This is a genomic window from Evtepia sp. (assembly GCF_056797215.1).
In genome coordinates this window covers 30,144-39,182 of record NZ_JBQILM010000023.1, presented here as the reverse complement: position 1 = coordinate 39,182, position 9,039 = coordinate 30,144, and the positions used below count along the sequence as shown (strand labels likewise).

Sequence of the window (9,039 nt, the reverse complement as noted above, 5' to 3'; positions counted from 1 at the left end):
AGCGGCGGCAGTTGGCCCGGACCCGGTCCTCGTCCAGGACATACAGGGGCGCCCCGAACTCCTCTGCCAGCGCCGTGGCGTCCAGGCCCCCAATGGTCAGGTGGCCCTTCTCGTTGACCCCCAGATGTTCATACAGCATGATACTTCCCTCTCTTTTTCTCTCTCGGTGGCGTATGGCTCAGGCAGGCCCCAGCAGGTCGTCCATGTGGTAGAAGCCGGGGGCCTGTTTCACGATGAAATTGGCGGCGGTGAGGGCACCCTCGGCAAAGAGCGCCCGGTCATGGGCCTGGTGTTTTAGGGAGATGGTCTGGTTGTCCGTGGCGAAAATCACCTCGTGCTCCCCCACCACGTTGCCCATGCGCAGGGCGTGGATGCCAATCTCGTTGGGGCCGCGCTTCCCCTGGCCGGAGCGGCCCAGCACCAGCTCCGCCTCTGGCCGCTTCTCCCGCACCGCCTCTGCCAGGAGGAGGGCGGTGCCGCTGGGGGCGTCGGCCTTGCGGTTGTGGTGGGCCTCGATGATCTCCACGTCGCAGCCCCCGAAGATGGCCGCCGCCTGCTTCACCAGCCGGGCCAGCAGGGCCACCCCCACAGACATGTTATAGGACTGGAAAATGGGGATGGTTTTCGCGGCCTCTTCCAGCTGGGCGAATTCCTCCGGGGTGTAGCCGGTGGTGGCCGCCACCAGGGGGAGTTTCCGGGCCTTGCAGTAGTCCAGCAGTTCCCCCACCCCGGCGTGGTTGGAGAAGTCGATCACCACGTCGGCGCTGCCTGTATAGTCGAACAGGTTTTGATAGATGCCGCTGCCCCCGGCCCGGTCTACCGCCGCCACGGGGATGCAGTCCTCTTCCAGCAGGTGGCACACCTGCCGGCCCATGCGCCCCAGGGCGCCGTTGACGATCACTTCCATAAAATCCTCCAATCTTCCCGCTTAGACCTGGATACCCAGGGCACGCATCCGCGTCAGCATGGTCTGGTAATGATCCTCCTCCATAGGCACCAGGGGCAGGCGGAGGTAGTTCTCACAATAGCCCATGGCAGCCATAGCGGCCTTGACGGGGATGGGGTTGGTCTCACAGAACAAGGAGCGCACCAGGGGCATAAAGTCACACTGGAGCTTGGCAGCGCCCGCCAGGTCCCCGGCGAAGAACTTGTCTGCCATGGCCACGGTCTGGGCGGGGATCACGTTGGACAGCACGGAGATGCAGCCCTTGCCCCCCATAGCCAGGATGGGGACGATCTGGTCGTCGTTGCCGGCATAAATATCCAGCTTGTCGCCCACCAGGGAGAAGGCCTCCACAATCTTGGAGATGTCGCTGTTGGCCTCCTTGATGGCGGCAATCCGGGGATGGTCCGCCAGGGCAGCATAAGTCGCGGGCTCGATGTTGATGCCGGTGCGGCTGGGGACGTTGTAAAGGATCACGGGCTTGGTGCTGACATCGGCGATGGCGTTGTACATGGCCACCAGGCCCTTCTGGGTGGTCTTGTTGTAATAGGGGGTCACCACCAGCACAGCGTCCGCCCCGTCGGCGCAGGCGCTCTTGGTGAGTTCCATGGCGTAAGCGGTCTCGTTGCTGCCGGTGCCGGCGATCACGGGCACCCGGCCGTTGACCCGCTCCACGGCATAGGCGATCACCCGGCGGTGCTCGTCGTCGGAGAGGGTGGAGCTCTCGCCGCTGGTGCCGCAGATCACCAGGCCGTTGATGCCCTGGGCGATCTGCCAGTCGATGAGGGTGCCGAAGCGGTCATAGTCCACGCCCTGGGGGGTGGTGGGGGTGACAAGGGCGGTGGCAATTCCTTGGAAAATGGGGGTTTGGGGCTTCATCGTTCGTTCCTCCTGCAAAATTTAAGATGTACTGCCCGATAAAAACCAAAAAAATCAAGCAGGCTTCGGAGAAAGCACGCTTGATCATAAGACAGCACCACAGCAGGCGCATATTATATCAAGGATAGCTCTCCGCAAATGTTCATTTGCGACAGTCGGACAACTCTTAGTTTGTCCGCCCAGCCCGGCCCCCGTTGCAGCAGGAACCGTCTTCGGCGCCAGCCCCTTTCCCCGGCCCTGCCCTGCAAGGCATTGGCACCGGTTACTCTTGGCGAAGCGCTACCTCTATCTCTGGTTTGCACATACTTTAGTGCATTTTCATTCATTTGTCAAGGGAAATTTGGATTTTTATTGCATATCGCGGAAATTTGTCTATCTTTTGCAAAAAAGCTGGGGTGGACGGCTCACTTTTTTGTGGCGCTCTGGTCGCTGGAAAGGTATTTGTGGGTTAGATAGCTGGCGTAGTCCTGGATGCTCTCCCGGGCTTGGGCGGGGAGCTTGCTGGGCAGGCGCAGGATATTGTTCTGGGTGCTGTAGACGTTGGGGTCATCCGTCAGCCCCAGCAGATAGTCCACCGAGACGTGGAAATACTTCGCAATCCCGATTTTGATGGCATCCGGGGGCTCACTCTTTTCCCGCTCATAGGAGGAGATGGAGTGCTTGTTGATATTCAGGATCGCGGCCAGTTCATCCTGGGTGAGGCCCGCATCTTTTCTGAGGTCATATAATCTCTCGCCAATCAAACAGAGTCCCTCCTGTACTTTGTTGACGCTTATTATAGGAGAAAAATCGAATTCCAGCCTGAATATTGACAAAAGAATCCTGCCATGTTATTTTTATAGAATATCATTCTATTTTTCAGCAAAAGTAGAATGAAACGACACAAACTGCCGGCACAGTGAGGGGGAAGGATATGGCATATTCCCGCAGCTATACGCGGTTCAACCCGAAGAAACCCGTGAAGAAATACCTCTGTATCCTACTATGCTCTGTTGTGGCCTGTATTATTTGCCTGGCCCTGCTGCGGGTGCTCATCCAGGCGGCGCACCAAGGGGAGGCCTGGGTCCCCGCCCCCTCCCACGCCTTTGTGGGGAAGCCTTACACAGAGGTGATAGAAAAATTTAAGCAATGCGGCTTCACCAGCATCCAGGCCCAGCCCCTGCCAGACCTGGTCACCAAGTGTATCACAAAAGACGGCCAGGTGGAACCCATCTCCATCCACGGGCACACAGAGGGGGACGTAGACGCCGTCTCCGTCGGCGGGGACACAGCGTATGCCCCAGGCAGGTGGGTTCCGGCGGATACCCAGGTGGTGATCCACTACCACGCGCTGCCTGAGCAGGGGATGGCGGCTACACCAAAAAAGTGAAACCCTTTTCAACCGTCTGAAAAGCGGCCTCCAGGCAACTGTCCTGGAGGCCGCTTTGGTGGTTCCATCTCTTAAAATTTGCTTCCGCAGTCCTCACACACCCAGGCCTTCCCCGCATCCCCCGCGGCCAAGACCCCGGACACCAGCAGCTTTGCGGTGGTCTGGCCCTTGGAGATCTGGGACAGGCCAAAAACTGGCAGGGCATTTCCGTTTTTCCTGCCACCAGTATACCACAAGCCTCTCTAAGGGACAAGAAGTAACATAAAACTACGCAAATCCGTGACATTTCATCGAAATTGTGGTATGGTTAAGCAAAATGAGCAAAGGAGGTGCGCAACATGAAGACATGGCTCGCGATTCTCACTGCGATGGCCTGTGCTTTGGCTTTGACCGCTTGCGCCAGTGCCGAAGCATCCGGCACTCCACCTCCCCCGCTTTACCTGCATGATAACGGCAACGCGGTGGAGGCCATGCTGGGCACGTATGCCTGGTTTTATCCATCCCGAAGCCGCAGCGCAAAGCACATAGAGGCCTGCGGCGGCGACCCGCTGCAATGCCGGGAGAACATGCCATCCATCAAAGCCCCCGCTGTCGCCCTGCAATTTGTCGGTAACCCGGACCGGGTCACCGTCTGTCGTTGGGATGCAGATGCCCTGGCACAGGGTGCCCAGCCGGAGGGGACGCCGCTGCCCATCCGGGTGGACATCCGCGAAGATACGGTGGTACAGCTCCTGGACCTGAGCGCAGGCAACTACATCTATGCCATTACCCTTTATTGGGAGGAATCCAAAACCCTCAACGGCGTTGTGGCCTACTACTTCCAGACCCAGCACCCAAACGCCGCCCCCGAAGCTGCCAGCGAAAACCCGTGACAATCCCCCCAAGCTGTGGTATCCTAGTCCCAGAAGATTCATTCTCACAAGGAGGCACCCCCACCATGGCAAAATTCCCCGACGAGGACCAGCTCTTCCCCGCCGACGCCTTTGACCTGGCGGCCCTGGGCTTCATGGACCTGGGCGAGGAGGGGGAAGTGGACGCCGCCCCGGAAGCGGACGACGGCACCCCCCGCATCCCCCCAGCCCACGACATGGACAGCCTGGATTTCTTCCTCTGGATGGAGGAGGAAGTGAACAAGGAGCAGGCCCGCCGCCAGGCGGCGAAGAAAGCGAAGAAACCATAAGGGAAAGCCCTCCGGCGACAGGTAGGTCGCCGGAGGGCTTTTTTATTATGGGGGCGTTATCCCCGGAAGCGGTAGCCCACCCCCCAGACCGTCTCAATATACTGGATATGGTCGGGGTTGGTCTCGATTTTGTCCCGGATGTGTTTAATGTGTACCGTCACCGTGGAGGGGTCCCCGCAGGCATCGGTGCCCCAGACCCGGCTGAAGAGACGGTCCTTGGAGAACACAGTGTCGGGGTTCTCCGCCAGGAACAGCAGCAGGTCATACTCCTTGCCGGTCATGGTCTGTTCCCGGCCATTCACCCACACCCGCCGGGCGGCCCGGTCGATCTCCAAGCCACGGATGTGCAGCACCCCTTCCTTGGGCTTCTCCCGGCCCCCCACCAGGCGCTGATAGCGCTGGATGTGGCCCTTCACCCGGGCCACCAGCTCGCTGGGGCTAAAGGGCTTTGTAATGTAGTCGTCCGCCCCCAAGCCTAGCCCCCGGACCTTGTCGATGTCGTCTGCCAGGGCGGAGATAATCATCACCGGCACGTCCTTCTCCTCCCGGAGGCGGCGGCAGATTTCAAAGCCGCTGAGGCCGGGGAGCATCACGTCCACAATGACCATGGCCCAATCCCCTGCCAGGGCCTCTTGGAGGCCCACGGTGCCGTCGGTACACAGGGTGCAGTGGAAGCCCCCGCTCATTTCCAGATAGTCCCGTTCCAGCTCCCCCACGCTCTGGTCGTCTTCAATGATGAGGATATTCATCACACGGCCTCCTTTGTCAATGGTAGGTAGAGGAAGGCATCGGTGCCCTCCCCCTCCCGGCTGGTGAGCCAAATTTTCCCCCGGTGGCTCTCCAGGATACTTTTACAGATGGCAAGGCCCAGGCCGCTGCCGGGGACCTTGCTGCTCCGGGCGGTGTCCTCCCGGTAAAAGCTGTCGAAGATATGCTCCATGGCCTGGGGGCTGATGCCCTTGCCGTTGTCCGACAGCTGGACAATCACCCCGCCCTGGTAGCGCTGGGCAGAGAGGACCACGCCCCCCTCTGGACGGCCATACTTCACGGCGTTGGAGATCAGGTTGTCCAGCACCCGTTTCAGCTTCCGGGGGTCCGCCAGCACCGGCACCCGCCGGTCCGGAAGCTGGGCCCGGAAGCCCATCCCCGCCCCTTCCAGCTCCAAGCGGTACTCCTCGGAGAGGTCCAGCAAAAAGGCGGTGAGGTCCACTGTCTCGAACTGGTACTGCATCCGTCCCAGCTCGTATTCGGAAAAGTCCCGCATGTCCCCCACCAGCTGTTCCAGGGACAAGGTCTTGTTGTAAATGGTCTCCAAATAATGGGCCCGCTTCTCTTCGGTGGCGGCGATGCCGTCCTTGATCCCCTCCACATAGCCCTTGATGACGGTGATGGGGGTGCGCAGGTCATGGGAGAGGTTGGCCATCAGCAAGCCCCGCTCCTGCTGGGCCCGGGCCTGCTTGGCGGCGGCCTCTTTCATCTGCCGCCGGATGCTCTCCAAGGACTGGCACAGCTCATCCAGCTCCCGCTCGGGACAGCTCAAAATCTCAAAGTTCAAGTCCCCCACCCGCAGGTTGTCCGCCGCCTGGCGCAGGGTTTTTAGGGTCGCTGACAGGCGCCCGGTGAGCCGGGAGGTGAGGGCCACGCACACGATGGCCACCGCCAGGCACAGCAGGATTGCCCCCAGGATGATATAGGGCAGCATCCCCCCGGGGCCTTCCAGCTGGCCCGCCAACAGCCGCAGGAGGGTATAGAGGAATTCCTCCCCCCGGGGGTTGTTTGCGGAAAAGAGCACCAGGAGCGTGACGCTCAGGCCGGCGCCGATGAGCAGGGAGAGCAGGAGCATCAACAGGCCGGTCTGAAGGAATCGCTGGCGGAGGGTGATCTTTTTGTACATGGTTTGATTACGCTTCCTTCCGCTCGAAGAGTAAGTAGCCGCCGCAGGCGAACACTAGGCCGTAGCCTGCCAGCAGCCCGATCCGGGACAGCATGGGCAGGAAGGGCAGGGTGGTGCCGATCCATAGGTTGTGCCAACGCAGGTAGCCCACAAACACCAGGCCGCCCACAGAGGGCAGGTAGGTGCCCAGGGCCACCAGCCCTAAGTACAGCACCACACACAGCAGCACCGTCAAGCTGGAACTCTTGGCCAACTGGTTCACCAGGGCGAAGAACAGCACCAGCACCGCCAGGGGGACCAGGTCCAGCACACAGGCCCCAAAGCTGGAGGCAATGCCCCCAGTGCCCCCCCCCAGGATCAGCTGGGTGAGGGTAGTGGCCACGAAAATCACCGCCAGGTCAATGGCGCACAGGAGGAACACCGCCAGGGCTTTGGAGAAAAACAGCTTTTCCCGGCGCACCGGACGCATCAGGGAAAAGCGGATGGTGTGGTCCGACTCCTCCCCCACGAACAGGTCGCAGGAGGCCATGATGGCCATGAGGGGCAGGAAGAAGATAATCACGAAAAAGAGGTTGGAGTTCATCAATCCCCCCAAGATGGACTCCCGGGAGACCATGCCGTCGGTGATATAGTTGGCGATCAGCAGCCGCAGGGCGCTGGCCATGGAGACGGCGCAGCCCAGGATGAGGAACACCCAATATTTCTTTCGTTTTGCGAGCTTGAAGCCCTCGTTTTTCAAGTTGGCAATAAACTGTTGCATCCCGTTTCCCTCCTCACAGCACCACAGGGCCCTTTTTCTCCCGGACCTTGTCCAGGAAGTAATCTTCCAAGGAGGGATGCAGCCGCAGGGCTTCCTCCTTGGTGTCGAAGGAGATCATCTCCCCCTCATAGAGCACCAGCACGTGGGAACACATTTTTTCGATTTCCGAGGCCAAATGGCTGGCCACCAGGAAGGTGACCCCCTTCTCCTTGGCCAGGGCAATGATGATCTCCCGGATTTCAATGGTGGCCTCGATGTCCAGGCCGTTGGTGGGCTCATCCAACACCAGCAATTCCGGCTCGGACAGCAGGGCCAGGGCCAAGCCCATGCGCTGCTTCATGCCCAGGGAGAAGCGGCCGCAGCGCTCCTTGGCATAGGCCCCCAGGCCCACCAATTGCAGCACATGTTCCATCCGGGCCTTGTCCACCTGGGGGTAGTACCGGGCCGCCATGGTCAGGTGGTCCCAGGCGGTGAGGCTCTCGTACAGGGCGGGCTGCTCAATGAGGGCCCCCACCTTGCCCAAAGCACCCTCCCGGTCACGGGTGATATCCGCGCCGAACACCTCCACCTTCCCCTCGGTGGGGGTGGTGAGGCCGGTGATGGCCTTCATGATGGTGGTCTTTCCAGAGCCGTTGGGGCCCAGCAGGCCCACCACCTGGCCCCGCTCCACAGGGAAGCTGATGTTCTTGGCCCCCCGGCCGTTGCGGTAAAGTTTAGAAAAATGCTCCAATGATAGGATCGTCTCCACGCTGCAAGCTCCTTTCGCGCAGGAAGCCCCTGGGGGCAGAGCTGCCCCCAGGGAATCCCCGGATCATGAGATATCAAATGTCAGTCAGTCGTCTTGGCTGAGGTTCGTCCAGCCGTCCAGGTTCAGGGGCTGGACCTTGGTGGTGCCGTAGTCGCTGGCGGTGACGTTGGCGGTAAGGGTCAGGCTGTGGTCCTTGCCCTCCATGTCCTTGGTGGAGAAGGTGGCGGTGAGGCTGTTCTCCGTCAGGCGGCCTTGGTCGTCCACAGAGAAGGTGCAGCTCACGGTTTCCAGGGCCATGTCCTCGCCCAGGAAGCTGTTCAGGCGGATCGCCGCGTCCTCGCTCTCCTGATGGGCCGCGAAATAATCCTTCTCGCTGGTGTAGTGGGTGGTGCTGCCGTCGGCGGCGACATAGAGGACGCCGGTGTCGCCCTTGTCCTCCAGCATGTCATAATACTTGTCATACAGCTCCCCGGTGACCTCGTTGTACTCATCGACCAGGTCCTCGTTGGCCTCAGCCCACTCCTCGTTATAGTCGTCGATATAGTTGTCAATCAGCTCCTGGGTGAGGGCGCTGCCGGTTTTCTCCTGGTAGTAGGCTGCCATGGTCGCTTCCTGGTCCTCCCAAACAACATAGCTGCTGTTGGCGCTGACAGAGGCGGAGCTATAGGCCATCAGGGACAGGCCGGCATTCACCACAGCGGGCACCTGGCTCTTGGAGATATCCACCTGATACTTGCTCACGCCATCCTCCTTGCCGATGGCCACGAAGTTGTTCTTCAAATCCCCCACCACGGTGTCCGCGGCCAGTTCCAGGAAGGTCACCATGCGCTGTTCCAGCTCACTGTCCTGGTCGATGCCCAACAGGCTGGTATCGCCGGGGCTGTCGCTCTTGTAGCTGTAATAGGTGTTGGGCTCCATGTCGCTGCTGTACCAGCTATTGACGCCGTTGTGCATCACATCCACGGTCTCATAGGCTTCCCCCCGGATCTGCTTGCTGCTGCGGCTGTCCCAGTTCTTGCCCTCCTTGGCATAGGAGGCGCTCACCTTGTCCAGCTCCTGGCCGTCCACCGAGATGCTATAGCTGCCCTTGAGGGTGACGTTGTCCGTCTCCAACAGCAGCTTCTTGGCGCCGTTCTTGTAGGCGGCGTAACCGTTTACGCTGCCAAAGGCTGCCCCGGCAGACACCGCCAGGATCAGCACTCCTGCCACCAGGCAGACCGTCAATTTCCGTTTCATCATGTTGTTTTCCTCCTTTTTATCCTTACC

The 9,039-nt window shown here is 60.4% G+C and carries 11 protein-coding genes and 1 riboswitch; of the genes, 3 read left to right on the top strand and 8 right to left on the bottom strand.

Annotated elements, in window-relative coordinates:
- Positions 1-178: 178 nt before the first annotated feature.
- The 3 genes from dapB to ACTOZL_RS06640 form a co-directional block, all read right to left on the bottom strand.
- Positions 179-907, bottom strand: coding sequence for a 4-hydroxy-tetrahydrodipicolinate reductase (dapB, locus tag ACTOZL_RS06650; RefSeq protein WP_482477413.1), 729 nt, complete (start codon positions 905-907; stop codon positions 179-181).
- 21 nt (positions 908-928) lie between these two features.
- Positions 929-1,822: a 4-hydroxy-tetrahydrodipicolinate synthase gene (gene dapA / locus ACTOZL_RS06645; RefSeq protein ID WP_482477412.1), complete on the bottom strand. Its 894-nt coding sequence runs from the start codon at positions 1,820-1,822 to the stop codon at positions 929-931.
- A 117-nt stretch (positions 1,823-1,939) separates the two neighbouring features.
- A riboswitch (Lysine riboswitch) is annotated at positions 1,940-2,118 on the bottom strand.
- A 108-nt stretch (positions 2,119-2,226) separates the two neighbouring features.
- The gene (locus ACTOZL_RS06640; RefSeq protein WP_482477411.1) at positions 2,227-2,565 is read right to left on the bottom strand and encodes a helix-turn-helix domain-containing protein; all 339 of its coding nucleotides are present in this window, start codon (positions 2,563-2,565) and stop codon (positions 2,227-2,229) included.
- A gap of 170 nt (positions 2,566-2,735) precedes the next feature.
- Here ACTOZL_RS06640 and ACTOZL_RS06635 point away from each other — a divergent pair, with 170 nt between their 5' ends.
- From ACTOZL_RS06635 to ACTOZL_RS06625, 3 genes are all read left to right on the top strand, one after another.
- The gene (locus ACTOZL_RS06635) at positions 2,736-3,191 is read left to right on the top strand and encodes a hypothetical protein (protein WP_482477409.1); all 456 of its coding nucleotides are present in this window, start codon (positions 2,736-2,738) and stop codon (positions 3,189-3,191) included.
- A 338-nt stretch (positions 3,192-3,529) separates the two neighbouring features.
- Entirely contained in the window at positions 3,530-4,063 is a 534-nt protein-coding gene (locus tag ACTOZL_RS06630; protein WP_482477408.1) for a hypothetical protein, read from the top strand.
- Positions 4,064-4,128: 65 nt separating this feature from the next.
- Positions 4,129-4,371 carry a hypothetical protein gene (locus tag ACTOZL_RS06625; RefSeq protein ID WP_482477406.1) on the top strand — a complete coding sequence of 81 codons (243 nt, stop codon included), beginning with the start codon at positions 4,129-4,131 and terminating at the stop codon, positions 4,369-4,371.
- A 56-nt stretch (positions 4,372-4,427) separates the two neighbouring features.
- Here the strand turns inward: ACTOZL_RS06625 and ACTOZL_RS06620 are convergent, their stop codons facing one another.
- From ACTOZL_RS06620 to ACTOZL_RS06600, 5 genes are all read right to left on the bottom strand, one after another.
- A complete protein-coding gene (locus ACTOZL_RS06620; protein WP_482477404.1) occupies positions 4,428-5,123 on the bottom strand; it encodes a response regulator transcription factor in 696 nt (231 codons plus the stop codon).
- A complete protein-coding gene (locus tag ACTOZL_RS06615) occupies positions 5,120-6,265 on the bottom strand; it encodes a sensor histidine kinase (protein ID WP_482477403.1) in 1,146 nt (381 codons plus the stop codon). The genes ACTOZL_RS06620 and ACTOZL_RS06615 overlap by 4 nt, the downstream gene beginning before the upstream one ends.
- A 7-nt stretch (positions 6,266-6,272) precedes the next feature.
- A complete protein-coding gene (locus ACTOZL_RS06610) occupies positions 6,273-7,025 on the bottom strand; it encodes a DUF2705 family protein (protein WP_482477402.1) in 753 nt (250 codons plus the stop codon).
- Positions 7,026-7,038: 13 nt separating this feature from the next.
- Positions 7,039-7,773: an ABC transporter ATP-binding protein gene (locus ACTOZL_RS06605; RefSeq protein WP_482477401.1), complete on the bottom strand. Its 735-nt coding sequence runs from the start codon at positions 7,771-7,773 to the stop codon at positions 7,039-7,041.
- Between the two features lie 84 nt (positions 7,774-7,857).
- Positions 7,858-9,012 (bottom strand): hypothetical protein, encoded by a 1,155-nt coding sequence (locus ACTOZL_RS06600; protein WP_482477400.1) that lies wholly within the window; start codon positions 9,010-9,012, stop codon positions 7,858-7,860.
- Between the last annotated feature and the right edge of the window lie 27 nt (positions 9,013-9,039).

What these genes read in the sequence shown, in the direction of transcription:
- dapB (WP_482477413.1), bottom strand. Translation starts at nt 907, where the DNA reads ATGGAAGTGATCGTCAACGGCGCCCTGGGGCGCATGGGCCGGCAGGTG.
- dapA (WP_482477412.1), bottom strand. Translation starts at nt 1,822, where the DNA reads ATGAAGCCCCAAACCCCCATTTTCCAAGGAATTGCCACCGCCCTTGTC.
- ACTOZL_RS06635 (WP_482477409.1), top strand. Translation starts at nt 2,736, where the DNA reads ATGGCATATTCCCGCAGCTATACGCGGTTCAACCCGAAGAAACCCGTG.
- ACTOZL_RS06630 (WP_482477408.1), top strand. Translation starts at nt 3,530, where the DNA reads ATGAAGACATGGCTCGCGATTCTCACTGCGATGGCCTGTGCTTTGGCT.
- ACTOZL_RS06625 (WP_482477406.1), top strand. Translation starts at nt 4,129, where the DNA reads ATGGCAAAATTCCCCGACGAGGACCAGCTCTTCCCCGCCGACGCCTTT.
- ACTOZL_RS06615 (WP_482477403.1), bottom strand. Translation starts at nt 6,265, where the DNA reads ATGTACAAAAAGATCACCCTCCGCCAGCGATTCCTTCAGACCGGCCTG.
- ACTOZL_RS06610 (WP_482477402.1), bottom strand. Translation starts at nt 7,025, where the DNA reads ATGCAACAGTTTATTGCCAACTTGAAAAACGAGGGCTTCAAGCTCGCA.
- ACTOZL_RS06600 (WP_482477400.1), bottom strand. Translation starts at nt 9,012, where the DNA reads ATGATGAAACGGAAATTGACGGTCTGCCTGGTGGCAGGAGTGCTGATC.